We start from the raw sequence: 17,148 nt of genomic DNA, 5'->3' as shown, positions 1-17,148 counted from the left end.
GCAGGGCAATTTCTACCGAACGCTGTGGCCGCATAACCTAGCGCCATCCCCACGCTGCCGCCTAGACTGCCCTGGAGCTAACCGATGAATACCTTGGCCCGCGACCTGTGCGCCACCCTTGTCGTTTTTGCCATCGCCGTGATCAGCGGCTGTGCCAGCCACCCTGAACTGCGCCCGTACAGCGCCGAGGAAACCCGCCAGTTGCAACTGGAAGCCTTGCAGCGCCGCGGCCTGTCACTGGACAATTACGAGCAGCAACGGCGGGTGATCCTGCGTGCCGGTAACCTGCCTGTCGTGACGGAGGCCGCCGACGCTGAACGTTCGACCAAAGGCTGAACGGGCTAACCGGCGGTTCCCTCCCTCCACGTGCGCAGGTATCCTCTACCGCTCAACCGCAAGCCTTCCAGGACGGAGACCATGATCAGGCCCCTTCTGTTGCTGAGTGCTGCGCTGCTTTTAAGCCCCGCGTCGCAAGCCCAGCAGATGAAACGCCAACTGGGCGATTTCGACTTCACACTCGGCACCACCCCCTCACGCAGCATGGCGCAAGGGCTTATCTCACCCAGTGCCGTTGGCGCATTCCATGGCGGGCTCGACCTCAGCCACCCCAATGGCTGGTACCTGGGCCAGTACGCCCCAAGCATGGGCGTCACCCCTGACTCGACCCTGCGCCTGGACAGCTACCTGGGCTACAAGCACCATTTCGACAGCAGCCTGGGCTACGAGGTAGGGCTGATCCATTACAGTCAGCCCAATATCGCAGGCCCCGACAGCTACGCCCTGTATGGGGGGATTTCGGTGCTGGGCAGCCGCTTCGGCGGGGCGCTGCGCGACAACCCCGACAACCGCACGGGCACGCTGTTCGCCGACTTCGGCCATCTGCCGATGTTCGACGTCGACTTCACCGTCAAGCTCGCCCACCACCGCCTGGGCACGCCGTTCACCATTGGCGATGGCAGCCAGGTGAATACCTTTTCCGATTGGTCACTGGAGCTGTCGCGGCCCTGGCTGGGCATCGACCTGAACCTGATCTACAGCAACTCCAGCCTGAGTGGCGCGAGCTGCGATGCCTATTCGGGCATCAATACCTATTGCGACAGCGTGGTCACGCTCAAGGCCCAGCGCAGCTTTTTTTAACGGCGCGGCGCCAGCGCCAGGGCAATACCGCCCAACACCACCACACAGGCGATCAACAAACGCAACGACACCGACTCGCCGATCAGGGCAACCCCGCCCAGTGCGGCAATCACCGGCACGCTGAGCTGCAGGGTCGCCGCCTGTTGCGCACTGATCTGCCGGACCACGCCATACCAAACGGCATAGCCTGCGCCAGAAGCCAGCACACCGGAACCCAAGGCATACAACAAGCCAAGTGGCGTGAGGTGCGGGCCGGCCCCCAGCAACAGCATCGGTAGCAGCAGCACCAGGCACGGCAAGCTGCGGGCAAAATTGCCGGCAGTGTCGGCCAGCGGCCTGGGCGAGCCTTTGCCCAGTAGCGTATATACCCCCCAGGCCACACCGGACAGGGCCATCAGCAAGGCACTGGCCAACGGCGGCGCCGAGACGCCAGGCAACAGCAGCACCAGCAGGCCGGCAAAGGCGATCAGCATGCCCAGCAGCATGCGTATAGTGATGTGTTCGCCCCTGTACCACGCAAAGCCGAACATGGTGATCTGCACGGCACCGAACAGCAACAACGCCCCCACCCCTGCCCCCAGTTGCAGGTACGCCGCAGAAAACAGGAACGCGTACAGGAACAGGGCCAGACCGCCCCACCAACTGCCGCCCATGGTGTGCACCGGGCTGCGCAGGCGAATCAGCAACAGCAGAAACAGCGCACCACTGGCCAGGCGGACCATGGTGAAGGACACCGGGTCGATGGCCCCGTCCTTCAGCGCCAGCCGGCAGAACACCGAGTTGGCGGCAAACGCCACCAGGCTGAAAAGGGCAGGCCAAAGCCAGGCGCTGGTCTTGCGGTCAGTAAGCGTGGTCGTGCCTGTACTCATGGTGTGGTCACCTCTGAGTGGGATTGTTGTTATAGCGGCATTTAGTCAGGACCGGCACCGATATACAAGGAAGAATCCACCGTGGAGGATGGCACCGGTTACGGCGGTGTTCGCGGGTAAACCCGCGCCGGCTTTTCAGGTTTTGAGCAAGACGGCGGCTACTGCTTCGATCTCCACCAGCATGCCGTCCAGCGCCAGCCGGGGCACCGGTATCAGTGTGCAGGTCGGTTTCATGTGCGCCCCCCAGGCCCTGTCGGCCTCGGCCACCCACTGGTGCAGGCGCGCTTCGGAGTGCTCGACAATCAGCAGGGTCAGCTTGAACACCTGGGCCAGGCTGGCACCTTTCGACGCCAGGGCCCGTTCCAGGTTGGCCAATGCCTGCCGGGCCTGATCGGCGAACACGGGTGACAACTGGCCCTGGCTATCCTCCCCACCCTGACCGGCGATGAACAGCAGACGGCTGTCAGCGCGCACTTCGGCGACATGGGAGTAGGCGTTGCCACTGGGGTCGTAGAGGCCTTCGGGGTTGCTTAGCTGGAATGCGCTTGATGGGGTCACGACAAGCCCTTGCTCGGTTGGAAGAGCGTCGGAGTATCGGACCTTAAGTTAACTCGAGGTCAAGCCTGAAGTAGGACATTTCGTACAAGGCATCGTCATGTTGGAACCAAGCGTGTGTTTGCGCAGCGGCTGTCAGGCCTTAGATTGCAAAGCCCGGCATGGAGGCCTTTAACCAACAAGGAAAAACCGATGAGCAAATTTGATTTTCAGCTGGCCTATACCATCAAGCCGCACAGCGCTCCACGCGATGAAACCGATGCGGCACAGGCACGTCTGCACCTGCGGGAAAAGCTCGGCCTGGACACCGTCGAGCACATTGAAACCACGCTGCTTGGCATGATCACGCTCAATGGCACCACCCTCGCTGACCGCAAGCGGGAAGCTGAAAAGCTGGTCCGCGATTACATCCATGACGCGCTCAAGGAACTGCGCGTACTGTCCACCGTGAAGTTCTACGGCTGCCTGATGGTGGACGGGCTGGGGCCAGCCATGCGTTTCGACATCCTGCCCAAATGACCCTCGACGGCCTCAGGCGCCCCCGCGCCCGAGGCCGCAAACCGTCATTTTTCCTGCAGCACCGCCCTGCCCTTCACCGCCCGCGGCCCGCGCCAGGCCCAGAACAGCAAACCGGGGAAGGGTGCGTAGACCACGAAGACGATCCACAGCATCTTGCGCTCGGCGCGCCGTTCACTGCCGATGATGTGCCAGATGGCCCAGATCTCCAGCAGAATGACCAAGGCTGCGATGATGATCCAGATCGTACCGATTTCCATGAGCGCTCTCCCAATGGCATGTATTGGGTTGGGTTGCTGCAAGCGCTGAGGGTTCAGATTGATTTGACTCACCGCGCCTCTTTGCAGGCGCGGCGAAAAGGCCTTATTGCCGTGGTGCATTCTCCAGCGCAGCCTTCAACGCCGCTGCATCGGTGAACGCCCGCTGGCTGACCAGCACGCCCTGCTGCAGTTGTAACCACTGCACCTGGCCCTCCTGCCCGGGGTAACGGCTGGCCACTCGCCCATCACGGTCGAGCAGCACCCGGTAGCTGTAATCGCGCATGGCCGGGACAGCGAAGAGTTTGCTGATCAGCGCAGGCATGCGCTGAATGTCGGCCACGAATACAGCGGCGCGTGCTTCCAGGTAGCCCTTGGGCTGCTCGGCCAGTGCCGCCTTGACCAGCTTGGCACCGTCCATATCGCGCGCCACCAGCAGTATCTGCGTGTCGGCAGCAAGGCTGTAGGCCTGGTCGTACTGGTCGAGCAGTGTGAACGGGGCAAGCTTGTCGCCCTGCTCCAGGGCGTTGGCCAGCAACGGCAACAGGCTGAGCAACACTACAGCGGCATATCTCATCAGGGGCATCCTCAATGACGGAAGGTCAGCATAGCGGTAAAGCGCCAGGACAGGCAGGTTTGCCTGAACACGACCTGTAATACGACACAGCCACCCGGGAGATTGTCTTTCCTCCGGGCACCGTCCACACTCTGCGGGCCAGCCAGGAAGCGGAGTTCAGAGTGCCCACGCCACGCCAGTTCAGCCAAAAGACCAGCACCAGCAACATGCTACGGCTCAAAACAAGCAGCGCCAATGCCCAGGCGCCCTATCGGGTCGACTTTATCCTGCTCGAACACTTCTCGATGGCCAGTTTCACGGTGGCCATGGACGTACTGGTCACGGCCAACCTGCTACGTGCCGACAGCTTCCAGTTCACCCCGCTGTCGCTGGACGGCGACCGGGTGCTCAGCGACCTGGGGCTGGAACTGGTAGCCACCGAGCTGTCCGCTGCGGCGCTGAAGGAGCTGGACCTGTTGGTGGTCTGTGGCGGCTTGCGCACACCACTCAAGTACCCGGAACTCGATCGCCTGCTGGACGATTGCGCGGCCCACGGCATGGCCTTGGGCGGCTTGTGGAACGGCGCCTGGTTCCTTGGCCGTGCCGGGGTGCTGGACGACTACGGTTGCAGCATCCACCCCGAGCAACGTGCCAGCCTGTCGGAGCGCAGCCCGCAAACCCGCATCACCCCGGCCAGCTTTACCCTCGACCGTGACCGCCTCAGCGCCGCCAGCCCCAATGGCGCCATGGAGCTGATGCTGGGCCTGGTACGCCGGCTGTATGGTGATGGCCTGGCCGAAGGTGTCGAGGAAATCCTGTCATTCTCCGGTGCGCGCTACCGCCAGGTGGGTCCTGGGGCGAAGAAGTCCATGAGCCTGCACCTGCGCACCATTGTCGAGCTGATGGAGAACAACCTCGAGGAAACCCTCAGCCTCGACCAGCTGGCCGCCTACAGCGGGCGCTCGCGGCGGCAGATCGACCGCCTGTTCCAGGCCCAGCTGGGCACGTCGCCCCGGCGCTACTACATGGAGCTGCGCATCACCAAGAGCCGCCGGCTGCTGCAGTATTCCGACCTGTCGGTAATGGAAGTGGCAGTGGCCTGCGGGTTTGTCTCGGTGTCGCACTTCAGCAAGTGCTATGCGGCGTATTTCGGCTACCCGCCGTCGCGCGAGCAACGGCTGGGCGAGTGACCGAGGCCCTTTGAGCCAGCCCAGGCGCTCGAGCAATCTCAGGTACGAGGCTCGAGCTGGATATACCGCAACACCGCATCACAGATCATGGCTTTGTGGCGCAGCTTTATTTGCTCATCAGACAGGTCGATCTGGAAGATCTCGCCAAAGGTATGGCGGTTCGACACCCGGTAGAAGCAGAACGAGCTCATCAGCATGTGCAGGTCGATGACCTCGATGCCGGCGCGGAACACGCCTTCCTGAACGCCACGGCGCAGGGTGTTGCCCAGGGCCTCCAGCACAAGGCTGCTCATTTCGCGAATGGCCGGCGACTGCTTGACGTACTCGCCATAGTGGATGTTTTCGGTGCAGATGATGCGCACGAAATCGACGTTGCGGTCATGGTGATCGAAGGTGAACTCCACCAGCCGGCGGATCGCCTGCTCAGCCGGTAACGACTCCAGGTCCAGGCTCTGTTCGGTCTTGCGGATATCCCCGTACAACTTCACCAGGCACTCGCAATACAGCTGCTCCTTGCTGCCGAAGTAGTAGTAGATCATGCGCTTGGAAGTGGCGGTGCGTTCGGCGATGGCGTCGACGCGGGCGCCGGCCAGCCCTTGCTGAACGAACTCGTTGATGGCGGCCTGGAGGATGTCCTCGCGTGTTTTCTCAGGGTTGTTCTTGCGCGTTTTGCGCACCCCTTCGGTTTCAGGCTGGCCGAGGCCGACTACGGAATCACTCATACCCACTCACAGGCTGTTTATTGGAATGCCGGGATTATCCGTTAGCGCGGCCATGCAGGGAAGCACGCTGTTGGTCGGGTAGCCATGATGCCTTGGGCTCGAGCAGCGCGGTCAGCCTGCAGGCACTGATCATCAGCCAGGCGCACAGTCAGTTACGCTGGGCAGTAGCAGTCGCGGGCGCCGGCGCGGGCGTCAGGCGCAGCACGCGGTTACGCCCACCTTCAGCGAGCAGATAACCCCCGATACCATCGGCGATGATCGCCTGGGGAGCCTTGAGGAAAGTCAGCACCGTTTGCTGGCTGCCATCGGCATCGATGCGCAGCAGGCGCGCACGGTGTGTGTTGTCCTCGCTGATCCATAGGCCACGTTGATCACAATACAAGAATGTAGGGTTACGCAGACCGTCGACCACCACCGGGTCGCTGCCATCGTCGGACAGGGAGCGGACCCTGCCATTGGCCTTTTCGGTGTACAGCAGGCGGCCGTCGCTGCAGCGGGTCAGGCCTTCGGTTTCGGTCAGGCCGGACCGCAGTACATCCAGCTGCCCGCTGCTCCAGTCATAGCGCATCAGGCGACCATTGCCCTTGCGGTCTTCGATGGCATAAAGATAGTTGCCTTCGTTCCAGAGGCCTTGCACGCTCTCGCCGTCGAACAGCCGGGTGACCTGGCCATCGCGGGACAGGCTGACAGGTGCCAGGCCACCTTCCTGGCTGAACACCCAGCCGCCCTGCGCCGCGACCATACCGTCGGGCTTGGACAGGTTATCGATCAGCACGACGCGCTCGCCCGTAGCCGTGATCTTGAGGATGCTGCCCCGGCCGTCATCCAGTTCACGGCTGACCAGCAGGCTGCCATCCGTTTGCGGTAACAGCGAGGCGGCTTTGGTTACGTCGCGATGCAACACCTCAACATCCCAGCCGGTAGCGGCCTGAACCGGGTAGAAACTCTGCCACGCGAAGAAGCCCAAGGTGGCCGCGAGCAGGCCGGAGGTAGCAGTCAAGGCGATGCGGGCGCTGCGCTTGCGCAGGATGTGCGGCATGAAGGGGGCTCCTCGGAATCGTTGCGGATCCTAGCAAGCGAATGTGAAAAAAATGTCGAAAGCTGCACAAACGGGTGCTGCAGGACCCGCCGATCTCAGCCCATGGCGCCTCCAACAACGATAGGCACCCTGCTACTAAAAACAAAAGGATATAAAAATAACTAAACAATCTAACAAACTGGAATATATAAATTGAAAGCCAAACGCCACCTCCTTAGTCTGGGCAGATCGCCTCTCACCCGATTCAAGGAGCAATGCCCATGCCCAAACATGCCTTCTCCCCATTACGCCGTCTGCTGATCGGCGGTTTACTGGCCAGCGTCGCCAGCGCCCTGCTGCCCTGGTCCGAAGCCATTGCCGACGACGCCAGGACACTGCGCATCGGCTACCAGAAATTCAACAGCATCAACATCCTCAAAGGCAGCGGCGCCCTGGAGAAGGCCCTGGCACCGCAAGGTGTGAAGGTCAGCTGGCATGAGTTCGCCGCAGGCCCCCAGCTACTGGAGGCACTGAGCACCGGCGCCATCGACCTCGGCCACGCAGCCGATGCCCCCTCGGTGTTCGCCCAGGCCGCCGGCAAGCCTGTGGTCTACCTGGCCGCCGAACAACCCTACCCACGCGGCATTGGCCTGGTCGTGCGCGAGCAGGACCACCTGGCCAGTGTGCAGGACCTGAAAGGCAAGCGCGTGGCCACCGGCCGCGGCTGGAATGCCCAGTACCTGCTGGCCGTAGCCCTGCAGCAGGCTGGCCTCAGTTACAAGGACATTACCCCCGCCTACGTCAACAATGCCGCCGATGCCGTGGCCGCCCTGCAATCGGGCAGTGTGCAGGCCGTGACCCTTTGGGACCCATTCCTCGCCGCCGCAGAAAGCCAGCCAGGGTTGAAGAACCTGCGCGACGGCAGCGGCCTGTCCAACAACCGCACCTTCTACCTGTCCACAGCCCGCTATGCCGACGAGCACCGTGCACTGCTGAAAACCTTCTTTGCCGAGCTGAGCAAGGTCAGCCAGTGGGCCAACGCCAAGCCCGCCGAAGTGGCCGCGCTGCTGGCACCGCAGCTGGGGATCAGCACCCAGGTGCTGGAAGTGGCCAGCGAACGGCGCAACTACAACGCCGTCGCTATCACCCCGCAGATCGTTGCCGAACAACAGAAGCTGGCGGACACCTTCCAGGGCCTGGGCCTGATTCCACGCAAGCTACAGGTGGCCGAAGCGGTCTACCCGGCTTCCGTGTTGCCTTGAACGGAGCGCGCTGACCATGCCTCGCCCGATCCGCTTCAACGCCTTCAGCATGAACGCTGCCAGCCACCAGTCCCCTGGGCTGTGGCGCCATCCGCGCAACACCAGTGTGGCGTTCAACCGCCTGAGTTACTGGACCGACCTGGCCCGCCTGCTCGAGCGCGGCCTGTTCGACGCCCTGTTCATCGCCGATGTGCTGGGTATCTACGACGTCTATCAAGGCAGCCCGCAAGCCGCCCTGCGCGGTGGCGTGCAGGTGCCGGTCAATGATCCGCTGCTGCTGGTGCCGGCAATGGCCGGGGTGACCGAGCACCTGGGTTTCGGTGTCACCTTTTCGCTGACCTACGAACACCCCTACCCCTTCGCCCGGCGCATGTCCACGCTCGACCACCTGAGCAATGGCCGGGTCGGCTGGAACATCGTCACCGGGTACCTGGACAGCGCTGCGCGCAACCTCGGCCTGGCGCGTCAACTGGGCCACGACCAACGCTACGACCTGGCCGAGGAATACCTGCAGGTGCTGTACAAACTGTGGGAGAAAAGCTGGGACGACGACGCCGTGCTGCTGGAGCGTGAAAGCGGGCGCTATATCGAACCCTCGCGGGTACACCCGATCAACCATGTGGGCGAGCACTTCCAGGTGCCCGGCATGCACCTGTGCCAGCCGTCGCCGCAACGCACCCCGGTGCTGTTCCAGGCCGGTGCGTCGGCACGCGGCCAACAGTTTGCCGCACGGCATGCCGAATGCGTGTTCATCAGCGGGCCAACGCCGACGGTGTTGCGCCGCTACGCCGACGGCATCCGCCAGGCCTGCGAAGCGGCCGGGCGTGGCCGTGACGAAGTGCTGATCTACGCCCAGGCGCTGTTGATTGTCGCCCCCACGCGGGAAGAAGCCGAGGCCCGCTTTAACGACTATCGCCGCTATGTCGACCTGGACGCTGCCCTGGCGCTGCTGTCAGGCTGGACCGGTATCGACTTCGCCGGCCTCGACCCCGATGCACCGATCGAGTACGTCGAGAACGATGCTGGCCGTGCAGCCCTGGCAGCCTTTACCGCCGCCGACCCCACTCGCCGCTGGACCGTACGCGAAGCCGCCGAGTTCGTTGGCCTCGGCGGTCGCGGCCCCGTGCTGATCGGCGCTGCCAGCGAGGTGGCCGACCAGCTGGAAACCTGGCTGGACCATACCGGCATCGACGGTTTCAACCTGACCTACGCCGTGCAACCGGACGACCTGGCCAATGTGGTCGACCTGCTGGTGCCCGAGCTGCAACGGCGCGGCCGCTACCCGCTGAGCTACACCGAGGGCCCCTTGCGCCACAAGCTGTTCGGCCGCGGCGGCCAGCTGCCCGAACGGCACGTTGGGCGTCAGGTCAGCATTCAGTGATCAAATACCGGGTATTCCAACATTTAATTTGTGGATGGCACGCACTCGACCCTATTCTGTGGCCACATCCCCTGCGCCGCACCGGCCGGTGCGGTTCAAGGCATGGGGAGAGAACAACAAGTCGAGATCGTCCATGTCGAACCATTCGTACTTCGCCCCCCACGGTGGGCACCCGGCTCAAACCGAGCTGCTGACTGACCGTGCCATGTTCACCGAAGCCTATGCCGTCATCCCTAAAGGCGTGATGCGTGACATCGTCACCAGCCACCTGCCCTTTTGGGACAAGATGCGCATGTGGGTCATCGCCCGCCCGCTGACCGGTTTTGCCGAAACGTTCTCCCAGTACATCGTCGAACTGGCCCCGGAAGGCGGCAGCGAGCGCCCTGAGCTGGACGCCGACGCGGAAGCCGTGGTGTTCATCGTCGAAGGCGAACTGGACATCACCGTCGAAGGCAAACACCACACCCTGGTACCTGGCGGCTACGCCTTCCTGGCCCCGGGCGCCGAGTGGAGCCTGCGTAACAACAGCAAGTCCAACGTCACCTTCCACTGGCTGCGCAAGCACTACCAGAAGGTTGAAGGCCTGGACGTGCCGGAATCCTTCGTCACCCACCGCGACAACGCCACCGTCATCGAGATGCCGGGCACCGAAGGCCGCTGGAAAACCACCCGCTTTGTCGACATGGCCGACATGCGCCACGACATGCACGTGAACATCGTCACCTTCCAGCCGGGCGGTGTGATTCCGTTCGCAGAAACCCACGTGATGGAACACGGCCTGTACGTGCTGGAAGGCAAGGCAGTGTACCGTCTGAACCAGGACTGGGTCGAAGTGGAAGCCGGCGACTTCATGTGGCTGCGCGCCTTCTGCCCGCAAGCCTGCTACGCCGGCGGCCCAGGCAACTTCAGCTACCTGCTGTACAAGGACGTGAACCGTCACGTACACCTGACACTGAACCCTAAGCGCTAAGCCCAGGCTGATGCCCGCAAGCCCGCCAACCTGGCGGGCTTTCTGTTTGCCGCGCATACTGAAATACCCACCCCTGCAGGGTACCGGCCATGAACCGCTGCCTGCTGCTCGCGGCCTTGCTGCTGTGCGCCTCTGCCCTGGCCGCCGATGACTGGCACCTGGCCTACGACCGCGAAGGCATTCGCGTGTACCTGAAAGATGCAGGCGACTCGCCCTACCAGCAATTTCGTGGTGTCAGCACCATGAAAGCCAGCCTGCGCACGCTCACTGACCTGCAGGATAACCTGCGGGTGGCCTGCAAGTGGCTGTACGCCTGTGACCAGATGCGGCTGCTGGATGTGGAGGGTGACAACACCTGGGTGTACCTGACCACTCAGCTGCCTTGGCCGGCGAGGTCACGGGACATCGTGCTGAAAGTGACCAGCGAACGCCTGGTCGACGGTACCCTGGTGCGCCACCTGAGCGCCGATCCCGACAGGATCCCCAGGGTTGACGGCCTGATCCGGGTAGAGCACCTGAGTGGCGTGTGGCAGATGAGACCGCTGGGTGACCGGGTGACCGAGGTGACCTACCAGTTGCAGGCCGCCCCTGCCGGGGATGTGCCGGGGTGGCTGGCCAACCGGTTTGTGGTGGATACACCGGTGGTGACGTTGCGAACGTTGCGAGCGGTGGCTGAGCGCCAACCTTGAAGTGCCGCCAGGCCGCAGACCGACTGCAGCAGGGCCAGCAGCTTTTTATGCAATACCCCTCTCTGGCTCAGCGGTCACATCTTGTAGGTCGACAGCAGGATGCTGGTCTCGGTGTTCTCGATATGCGGGATCGAGCGGATGGTGTTCAGCGCCCGGTCGAACGCTTCGAGGGTGTCGGCGCGCAGCTCTGCCATCAAGTCCCAGCGGCCATTGGTGGTGTGGATGGCCACCACATTGGGATGCCCGCGCAGCGCGTGCTTGACCTCTGCGGCATGGTGGCCGCTGATGCCGATGCTGGTGATTGCCCGCACCCCCTGGTCCAGCGCATCGGAGCGCAGACGCACCGTATAACCGATGATCACACCCTGCTCTTCAAGCCGGGTGATGCGGTTATGCACCGTTGCCCTGGCCACCTTCAGCTTCTTCGCCAGGGTCAGCACCGGGGTACGTGCGTTGTCCCGCAACAGTGCAATCAGTTCCCGATCGATCGTGTCCATAAGCCTGCCAAATAATCAGATTGCTACGTTGGGTTGGCAGATTGTCCAGAAGCCTGACGAAACTGACAACCTGTATGCTTCCGATTGGCGCAACCTGTCATCAAAATGTTCATGCGGCTTCACTTCGATAATCTCAAGCGCTTACCCCGCACTGCCGGGCAAGCGCACAATAACAAGGTGCAAGAGCATGACGTATTTCATTGATGTTCCAACCATGTCGGACTTGGTGCATGACATTGGCGTAGCGCCGTTTATTGGCGAGCTTGCCGCTGCCCTGCGGGACGATTTCAAACGCTGGCAGGCGTTTGACAAGTCCGCGCGCGTTGCCAGCCACTCGGAAGTGGGCGTGATCGAACTGATGCCGGTCGCCGACAAAAGCCGCTATGCCTTCAAATACGTCAACGGCCACCCGGCCAACACTGCACGCAACCTGCATACGGTGATGGCCTTCGGTGTACTGGCCGATGTCGACTCCGGTTACCCGGTGCTGCTGTCCGAACTGACCATCGCCACCGCCCTGCGCACCGCAGCGACTTCGCTGATGGCAGCCCAGGCACTGGCCCGCCCGAACGCGCGCAAGATGGCGCTGATCGGCAACGGCGCGCAAAGCGAATTCCAGGCCCTGGCCTTCCACAAGCACCTGGGCATCGAAGAAATCGTCGCCTACGACACCGACCCGCTGGCCACCGCCAAGCTTATCGCCAACCTCAAGGAATACAGCGGCTTGACCATCCGCCGAGCCAGCTCGGTAGCCGAGGCAGTGAAAGGCGTGGACATCATCACCACGGTGACGGCCGACAAGGCCTACGCCACCATCATTACCCCCGACATGCTGGAGCCCGGTATGCACCTGAACGCCGTGGGCGGTGACTGCCCAGGCAAAACCGAGCTGCACGCCGATGTGCTGCGCAACGCACGGGTGTTCGTCGAGTACGAGCCACAAACCCGTATCGAAGGTGAGATCCAGCAGCTGCCGGCGGACTTTCCGGTGGTCGACCTGTGGCGCGTGCTGCGCGGTGAAACCGAGGGCCGCCAAAGCGACAGCCAGGTCACTGTGTTCGATTCGGTGGGCTTCGCCCTCGAAGACTACACCGTACTACGGTACGTACTACAGCAAGCCGAAAAGCGCGGGATGGGTGCCAAGATCGACCTGGTGCCGTGGGTTGAGGACGACCCGAAAGACCTGTTCAGCCACACCCGAGGCCGCGCTGGCAAAAGCCGCATCCGACGGGTTGCCTGACATTGAATCGGTTTAGTCGAACGTGTGGGAGCAGGCATGCCCGCTAAGCAGGCTGCACGGTGCATGGCACGGGCTTAGCCCGTGCTCGCCGGAAAAGCCCACAGTGATCGCACTGGCGTTGGGTCGTGTGCAAGCGTATTTCCCACTGACCGTCAGATCCCACCGCCCGCCAGCAACTGCGTCATCACCTCAGCCAACGCCTTGACCATCACATCCGCCGTCGGCCGGTGCACGATGACGATCTCATAGCTGTCGACCTCCGGCAGCCCTTGCCCGGCCCCCAGCACCCTGTGCTCGCCGGTGGCCGCCCTGGGTGGCAGCAGGCTGATACCCATGCCATCGGCGACCGCAGCCTGGATGCCACTGAGGCTGGAACTGGTAAAGCTGATGCGCCAGCGCCGCCCCATGCCTTCGATGGCGTTGATCATGTCCTCGCGGTACAGGCCGCGTGGCGGAAAGGTGACCAACGGGATCGGGTCCAGCTCGAAGGCAGGCGTGTGTGCGCTGTCGATCCACTGCAGACGCTCTGGCCAACAGGCCACACCCTCACGGCTGTTGCGCCGCTGCTTGAGCAGCACCAGGTCAAGTTCGCCATTGTCATAGGCCTGGCTCAGGTCACGGCACAAGCCGCTGGTCACTTCGAGCTTCACCTGTGGGTGCAGCCGGCTGAATGCTGACAGCGCATTGGTGGTACGCCCGCCCACGAAGTCCTCGGGCACACCAAGCCGTACCGTGGTGCCCACCATCGCCCCGGCCAGGGCTTCAAGCATCTGATCGTTCAGGGCCAGCATGTGCCGGGCATAGCCGAGCAAGGTCTGCCCGGCGTCGGTCGGCAGCACATCACGGTTGCCTCGCACCAGCAGGCGGTGGCCAACCATGTCTTCCAGGCGGCGCACTTTCTGGCTGATCGTCGACTGGGTCGAATGCAGCCGCGCGGCAGCGGTGGTGAAGCTGCCGCAGTCGGCCACCACGACAATGGCGCGCAGCAGGTCGAGGTCGAACAGAGCCCTATTCGATTTCACGCTGATAGACATCTAGATATTCAACAACTGAATGGCAAGTCTGCGTTCTATCACGGCTAGTCACCGAGGGCCACTCCTTCCCGCCGAGGATCGGCACCGCCTGACCAACCCTCGCCGCTGCGCTGGATGATCTGCATGCCGCTGGTCATGGTCATCGGTGTCACCTCATGGCCCCAGGCTGCCAACTGGCGGATCAGCGCCGGGCTGCTCAGCCCTGCTTCCACTTCGGTGCCGGCATTGCGGCTGCCGAAGTTGGGCAGGCCCGCGGCCTGTTGCGGGTCGAGCTGCCAATCCAGCAGGCCGACCAGTGCCTTGTTCACGTAACCGATGATTTGCGAACCACCCGGCGAACCGACGCTCGCGACAAACTCGCCCGTGGCACGCGAGAACACCAATGTCGGCGCCATGGCCGACAGCGGCCGTTTGCCCGGCTGCACCCGATTGGCCACAGGCTTGCCGTGCTCGTGGGGGATGAACGAGAAGTCGGTCAGCTGATTGTTGAGCAGGAAGCCCTTGACCATCAGGTGCGAGCCAAATGCGGCCTCCACCGAGGTGGTCATGGCCAGGGCCTGGCCGCTGTCATCCACCGCACTGAGGTGAGAGGTGGAGATGCGCAGTGGCGAGCGGTCGGGCGCAAGCGCCAAGTCCGCTCCTTGCGGCTGGCCCGGGCGGGCGCGCTTCATGCTGTGCTCGCCGATCAGCGCCACGCGGCTGGCCAGATAAGCAGAATCGGTCAGGGCCTTGACCGGGACGGGCACGTAGTCGTTGTCGGCCAGGTACTGAGCGCGGTCGGCGTAGGCCAGGCGCTCGGCCTCGGCGATCAGGTGCACGGCCAAGGGCGGGGCTTCCAGGCGGGCCGGGGACGAGGTGGCCAGCGGTCGCAGCGCTGCCAGGTCGCGTTGCGGCGCGGTGCGCTGCACGGCTTCGAGCAGGCCCAAGGTCTGCAGCACGGTCACCCCACCCGAGGAGGGTGGCGGCATGCCGCATATTTGCCAGGCCTTGTAGGGACCGCACAACGGCTCGCGCTCCTTGGCCTGGTACTGCTGCAAGTCCTGCAGCGACAGATACCCGGCATTGGCATGGCCACGCACCGTGGCGACGATGGCTTCGGCAATTTCACCGCTGTAGAACACCTCGGGCCCCTGTGCGGCGATCTGCTCCAAGGTATGGGCCAACTCAGGGTTGCGCAGGATCGTACCCACGGCCAACGGCCTACCCTGTTCATCCAGGAAGTAACGGGCCATTGCGGGTGAACGGGCAATGTAGGGGTCCCCGGCCAGTAGCGTGTGCAGGCGCTCGGAAACCGCGAAGCCGTTCCGTGCCAAGGCGATGGCCGGGGCGAACAGGTCGTGCCAGGGCAACTTGCCGTGCTGCTCGTGGGCCTGTTTCAGGGCACGCAGCACCCCGGGCACGCCCACCGAACGCCCACCGATCTGCGCCACCCGGAACGGCATGGGTGTGCCATCGGCTTGCAGGAACAGTTTTTCCGTCACCGCCGCAGGTGCTGCCTCACGCCCGTCGAATGCCTGCACGCGCTTGCCATCCCAGTACAGGATGAACGCCCCGCCACCGATCCCACTGGACTGCGGCTCGACCAGTGTCAGCACCATCTGCATGGCGATGGCGGCGTCAATCGCACTGCCGCCGGCACGCAACATCGCCCGCCCCGCTTCACTGGCCAGCGGGTTGGCTGCGGCGACCATGTGCCGGCTGGCGTGCACCGGCTGCAAACCGCTGCGGTAACCGGAGGCCAGTTCCGGTGGCGCGGGCAATACCTGGTCGGCACCGGCCCAGTTACTGGTAGCCAGCAGGCACAGAGCGCCGATCAGCGGGGTGGGATATTTCATCGTCATGCATCCTGCCATCACCTATTCAGCGAAGCACTGTCGGTCATACGCAGTCTCGACTTCAAGCCTTGGTGTAATACCGGCAAGCCATTCGCTGACCAATGCAGCCCTTGCTCTCTGCGTGAGTGCCAGGTTCGCGCAATGACGGATCAGGTCACTTCTTCGAACGGCAGCCCCACATAGTTCTCGGCAATGTTCACCAGCCCCGCCGGCGAGGTCAGGAAGTACTCGCGGTCAGCTTCCTGCATCTTCTGGTCCCAGGCGTCCTTGTGGCTACCGAAGTCATGCAGCAGTTGGGTCATGAACCAGCTGAAGCGCTCGCCCTTCCACACGCGGCGCAGGGCCAGCGGCGAGTATTGCGCAAGCAGGTCGACGCGCCCTTCGTGGTACACCTTGACCAGAATGCGGTACAGGTAGTTGACGTCCGAGGCCGCCAGGTTAAGGCCTTTGGCACCCGTAGGGGGGACGATGTGCGCCGCGTCACCCACCAGGAACAGGTGACCATACTGCATGGGTTCGACCACCAGGCTACGCAGCGGCGCAATGCTTTTTTCCAACGCGGGGCCTGTGACCAGGTCCGCCGCCACCTCGGCGGGCAAACGGGCTTTCAGTTCGTCCCAGAAACGCTCGTCAGACCACTCCTCGACCCGATCCTGCAAAGGTACCTGCAGGTAGTAGCGGCTGCGTGTTTGCGAGCGTTGGCTACACAACGCGAAACCGCGCGCATGGTGGGCGTAGATCAGCTCGTGATTGACCGGCGGTGTGTCCGACAACAGGCCCAGCCAGCCAAACGGGTAAACCCGTTCATACTGCTTCAGCACACCCTCCGGGATGCTCTGCCGCGAGATGCCGTGGAAGCCGTCGCAGCCGGCGATATAGTCGCAGTCAACCCGCTGCACCCGGCCATCCTTTTCGAACGTCAAGTAGGGCTTCTCGCCTTTCAATTCATGCGGCTGAACGTTGGCGGCTGAATAGATGATCGGCGCACCACTGGCTTCACGGGCCTGCATCAGGTCACGGGTGACCTCGGTCTGGCCGTAGACCATCACCGTCTTGCCACCGGTCAGCGCCTTGAGGTCCAGGCGTTGACGGCGCCCGCCAACCAGCAGCTCGACCCCCTCGTGCACCAGGCCTTCACGGTCCATGCGCTCGGCCACGCCGGCCTCGCGCAGCAGGTCGACCGTGCCTTGCTCCAGCACCCCGGCGCGGATACGGCCTAGTACGTACTCGGCGGTCTGGCGTTCGACGATGATGTTATCGATACCGGCCTTGTGCAGCAGCTGGCCCAGCAGCAGGCCAGACGGACCTGCACCAATAATTGCAACCTGAGTTTTCATTGTTGTTGTCTCTGTTCGGACGATACCGGCCCGGGACTGGCAGCGGGGCGGCATCTGCTGTTAGGGTTTGCCATTGCATTTTT

Annotated in this window: 19 protein-coding genes; 9 read left to right on the top strand and 10 right to left on the bottom strand. The window is 63.2% G+C overall.

Going from position 1 to position 17,148, the window contains the following annotated elements; genetic code table 11:
- The first annotated feature begins 84 nt into the window (after positions 1-84).
- Positions 85-336: a hypothetical protein gene (locus tag BJQ17_RS08165; RefSeq protein WP_054889559.1), complete on the top strand. Its 252-nt coding sequence runs from the start codon at positions 85-87 to the stop codon at positions 334-336.
- 81 nt (positions 337-417) lie between these two features.
- Complete coding sequence (locus BJQ17_RS08160; protein ID WP_003247889.1) at positions 418-1,137, top strand: TorF family putative porin; 720 nt, start codon at positions 418-420, stop codon at positions 1,135-1,137.
- Here BJQ17_RS08160 and BJQ17_RS08155 read toward each other — a convergent pair.
- Positions 1,134-2,006 carry a DMT family transporter gene (locus BJQ17_RS08155; protein WP_070095866.1) on the bottom strand — a complete coding sequence of 291 codons (873 nt, stop codon included), beginning with the start codon at positions 2,004-2,006 and terminating at the stop codon, positions 1,134-1,136. The two genes, BJQ17_RS08160 and BJQ17_RS08155, sit on opposite strands and share 4 nt — an antisense overlap.
- A gap of 135 nt (positions 2,007-2,141) precedes the next feature.
- Positions 2,142-2,564, bottom strand: a complete 423-nt coding sequence (locus tag BJQ17_RS08150; protein WP_003247881.1) for a RidA family protein — start codon at positions 2,562-2,564, stop codon at positions 2,142-2,144.
- A 189-nt stretch (positions 2,565-2,753) separates the two neighbouring features.
- On the opposite strand from BJQ17_RS08150, the gene BJQ17_RS08145 reads away from it, so the two are divergent.
- Positions 2,754-3,080 carry a hypothetical protein gene (locus BJQ17_RS08145; RefSeq protein ID WP_003247879.1) on the top strand — a complete coding sequence of 109 codons (327 nt, stop codon included), beginning with the start codon at positions 2,754-2,756 and terminating at the stop codon, positions 3,078-3,080.
- Between the two features lie 44 nt (positions 3,081-3,124).
- Here BJQ17_RS08145 and BJQ17_RS08140 read toward each other — a convergent pair whose 3' ends face one another.
- Together BJQ17_RS08140 and BJQ17_RS08135 are read right to left on the bottom strand one after the other, a co-directional pair.
- Positions 3,125-3,337, bottom strand: a complete 213-nt coding sequence (locus tag BJQ17_RS08140) for a PLDc N-terminal domain-containing protein (RefSeq protein WP_003247877.1) — start codon at positions 3,335-3,337, stop codon at positions 3,125-3,127.
- A gap of 103 nt (positions 3,338-3,440) precedes the next feature.
- On the bottom strand, positions 3,441-3,911 hold the full coding sequence (locus tag BJQ17_RS08135) for a hypothetical protein (RefSeq protein WP_012052122.1): 471 nt from the start codon (positions 3,909-3,911) through the stop codon (positions 3,441-3,443).
- A gap of 161 nt (positions 3,912-4,072) precedes the next feature.
- On the opposite strand from BJQ17_RS08135, the gene BJQ17_RS08130 reads away from it, so the two are divergent.
- A complete protein-coding gene (locus BJQ17_RS08130; protein WP_003247873.1) occupies positions 4,073-5,080 on the top strand; it encodes a GlxA family transcriptional regulator in 1,008 nt (335 codons plus the stop codon).
- Between the two features lie 38 nt (positions 5,081-5,118).
- Here BJQ17_RS08130 and BJQ17_RS08125 read toward each other — a convergent pair whose 3' ends face one another.
- Both BJQ17_RS08125 and BJQ17_RS08120 read right to left on the bottom strand, forming a co-directional pair.
- Positions 5,119-5,802 (bottom strand): TetR/AcrR family transcriptional regulator, encoded by a 684-nt coding sequence (locus BJQ17_RS08125; RefSeq protein ID WP_004577026.1) that lies wholly within the window; start codon positions 5,800-5,802, stop codon positions 5,119-5,121.
- A 148-nt stretch (positions 5,803-5,950) separates the two neighbouring features.
- A complete protein-coding gene (locus BJQ17_RS08120) occupies positions 5,951-6,841 on the bottom strand; it encodes a hypothetical protein (protein ID WP_003247870.1) in 891 nt (296 codons plus the stop codon).
- Positions 6,842-7,101: 260 nt separating this feature from the next.
- Between BJQ17_RS08120 and BJQ17_RS08115 the strand changes: the two genes are divergently transcribed.
- The 4 genes from BJQ17_RS08115 to BJQ17_RS08100 all read left to right on the top strand — a co-directional run bounded on the left by BJQ17_RS08115 (position 7,102) and on the right by BJQ17_RS08100 (position 11,122).
- The gene (locus tag BJQ17_RS08115; protein WP_003247868.1) at positions 7,102-8,082 is read left to right on the top strand and encodes an aliphatic sulfonate ABC transporter substrate-binding protein; all 981 of its coding nucleotides are present in this window, start codon (positions 7,102-7,104) and stop codon (positions 8,080-8,082) included.
- A 16-nt stretch (positions 8,083-8,098) separates the two neighbouring features.
- Positions 8,099-9,463 carry an LLM class flavin-dependent oxidoreductase gene (locus tag BJQ17_RS08110; RefSeq protein ID WP_070095865.1) on the top strand — a complete coding sequence of 455 codons (1,365 nt, stop codon included), beginning with the start codon at positions 8,099-8,101 and terminating at the stop codon, positions 9,461-9,463.
- 133 nt (positions 9,464-9,596) lie between these two features.
- Positions 9,597-10,433, top strand: a complete 837-nt coding sequence (locus BJQ17_RS08105) for a bifunctional allantoicase/(S)-ureidoglycine aminohydrolase (protein ID WP_003247865.1) — start codon at positions 9,597-9,599, stop codon at positions 10,431-10,433.
- Positions 10,434-10,522: 89 nt separating this feature from the next.
- Positions 10,523-11,122 carry an START domain-containing protein gene (locus BJQ17_RS08100; protein WP_060545450.1) on the top strand — a complete coding sequence of 200 codons (600 nt, stop codon included), beginning with the start codon at positions 10,523-10,525 and terminating at the stop codon, positions 11,120-11,122.
- A 74-nt stretch (positions 11,123-11,196) separates the two neighbouring features.
- Here BJQ17_RS08100 and BJQ17_RS08095 read toward each other — a convergent pair whose 3' ends face one another.
- Positions 11,197-11,619: an Lrp/AsnC family transcriptional regulator gene (locus BJQ17_RS08095; protein WP_003247861.1), complete on the bottom strand. Its 423-nt coding sequence runs from the start codon at positions 11,617-11,619 to the stop codon at positions 11,197-11,199.
- A gap of 187 nt (positions 11,620-11,806) precedes the next feature.
- Between BJQ17_RS08095 and BJQ17_RS08090 the strand changes: the two genes are divergently transcribed.
- A complete protein-coding gene (locus BJQ17_RS08090; protein WP_054889557.1) occupies positions 11,807-12,859 on the top strand; it encodes an ornithine cyclodeaminase in 1,053 nt (350 codons plus the stop codon).
- Between the two features lie 152 nt (positions 12,860-13,011).
- Here BJQ17_RS08090 and BJQ17_RS08085 read toward each other — a convergent pair whose 3' ends face one another.
- The 3 genes from BJQ17_RS08085 to pobA all read right to left on the bottom strand — a co-directional run bounded on the left by BJQ17_RS08085 (position 13,012) and on the right by pobA (position 17,065).
- Positions 13,012-13,893 (bottom strand): LysR substrate-binding domain-containing protein, encoded by an 882-nt coding sequence (locus BJQ17_RS08085; RefSeq protein ID WP_003247855.1) that lies wholly within the window; start codon positions 13,891-13,893, stop codon positions 13,012-13,014.
- A gap of 44 nt (positions 13,894-13,937) precedes the next feature.
- A complete protein-coding gene (gene ggt, locus BJQ17_RS08080) occupies positions 13,938-15,728 on the bottom strand; it encodes a gamma-glutamyltransferase (RefSeq protein ID WP_070095864.1) in 1,791 nt (596 codons plus the stop codon).
- Positions 15,729-15,877: 149 nt separating this feature from the next.
- Positions 15,878-17,065, bottom strand: a complete 1,188-nt coding sequence (gene pobA, locus BJQ17_RS08075; RefSeq protein WP_014753390.1) for a 4-hydroxybenzoate 3-monooxygenase — start codon at positions 17,063-17,065, stop codon at positions 15,878-15,880.
- Between the last annotated feature and the right edge of the window lie 83 nt (positions 17,066-17,148).

This window comes from Pseudomonas sp. NBRC 111139 (assembly GCF_001753955.1).
Taxonomy (GTDB): domain Bacteria; phylum Pseudomonadota; class Gammaproteobacteria; order Pseudomonadales; family Pseudomonadaceae; genus Aquipseudomonas; species Aquipseudomonas alloputida.
Note: the sequence above shows the minus strand (reverse complement) of the source record. Positions and strands in the feature narration are given on the sequence as shown.

Bases quoted from the DNA above. Each gene is read 5' to 3' on its own strand.
- BJQ17_RS08085 (WP_003247855.1), bottom strand. From the start codon at position 13,893: ATGTCTATCAGCGTGAAATCGAATAGGGCTCTGTTCGACCTCGACCTG.
- BJQ17_RS08140 (WP_003247877.1), bottom strand. From the start codon at position 3,337: ATGGAAATCGGTACGATCTGGATCATCATCGCAGCCTTGGTCATTCTG.
- BJQ17_RS08120 (WP_003247870.1), bottom strand. From the start codon at position 6,841: ATGCCGCACATCCTGCGCAAGCGCAGCGCCCGCATCGCCTTGACTGCT.
- pobA (WP_014753390.1), bottom strand. From the start codon at position 17,065: ATGAAAACTCAGGTTGCAATTATTGGTGCAGGTCCGTCTGGCCTGCTG.
- BJQ17_RS08115 (WP_003247868.1), top strand. From the start codon at position 7,102: ATGCCCAAACATGCCTTCTCCCCATTACGCCGTCTGCTGATCGGCGGT.
- BJQ17_RS08155 (WP_070095866.1), bottom strand. From the start codon at position 2,006: ATGAGTACAGGCACGACCACGCTTACTGACCGCAAGACCAGCGCCTGG.
- BJQ17_RS08125 (WP_004577026.1), bottom strand. From the start codon at position 5,802: ATGAGTGATTCCGTAGTCGGCCTCGGCCAGCCTGAAACCGAAGGGGTG.
- BJQ17_RS08100 (WP_060545450.1), top strand. From the start codon at position 10,523: ATGAACCGCTGCCTGCTGCTCGCGGCCTTGCTGCTGTGCGCCTCTGCC.
- BJQ17_RS08160 (WP_003247889.1), top strand. From the start codon at position 418: ATGATCAGGCCCCTTCTGTTGCTGAGTGCTGCGCTGCTTTTAAGCCCC.
- BJQ17_RS08095 (WP_003247861.1), bottom strand. From the start codon at position 11,619: ATGGACACGATCGATCGGGAACTGATTGCACTGTTGCGGGACAACGCA.
- ggt (WP_070095864.1), bottom strand. From the start codon at position 15,728: ATGAAATATCCCACCCCGCTGATCGGCGCTCTGTGCCTGCTGGCTACC.
- BJQ17_RS08090 (WP_054889557.1), top strand. From the start codon at position 11,807: ATGACGTATTTCATTGATGTTCCAACCATGTCGGACTTGGTGCATGAC.
- BJQ17_RS08105 (WP_003247865.1), top strand. From the start codon at position 9,597: ATGTCGAACCATTCGTACTTCGCCCCCCACGGTGGGCACCCGGCTCAA.
- BJQ17_RS08145 (WP_003247879.1), top strand. From the start codon at position 2,754: ATGAGCAAATTTGATTTTCAGCTGGCCTATACCATCAAGCCGCACAGC.
- BJQ17_RS08135 (WP_012052122.1), bottom strand. From the start codon at position 3,911: ATGAGATATGCCGCTGTAGTGTTGCTCAGCCTGTTGCCGTTGCTGGCC.
- BJQ17_RS08110 (WP_070095865.1), top strand. From the start codon at position 8,099: ATGCCTCGCCCGATCCGCTTCAACGCCTTCAGCATGAACGCTGCCAGC.
- BJQ17_RS08165 (WP_054889559.1), top strand. From the start codon at position 85: ATGAATACCTTGGCCCGCGACCTGTGCGCCACCCTTGTCGTTTTTGCC.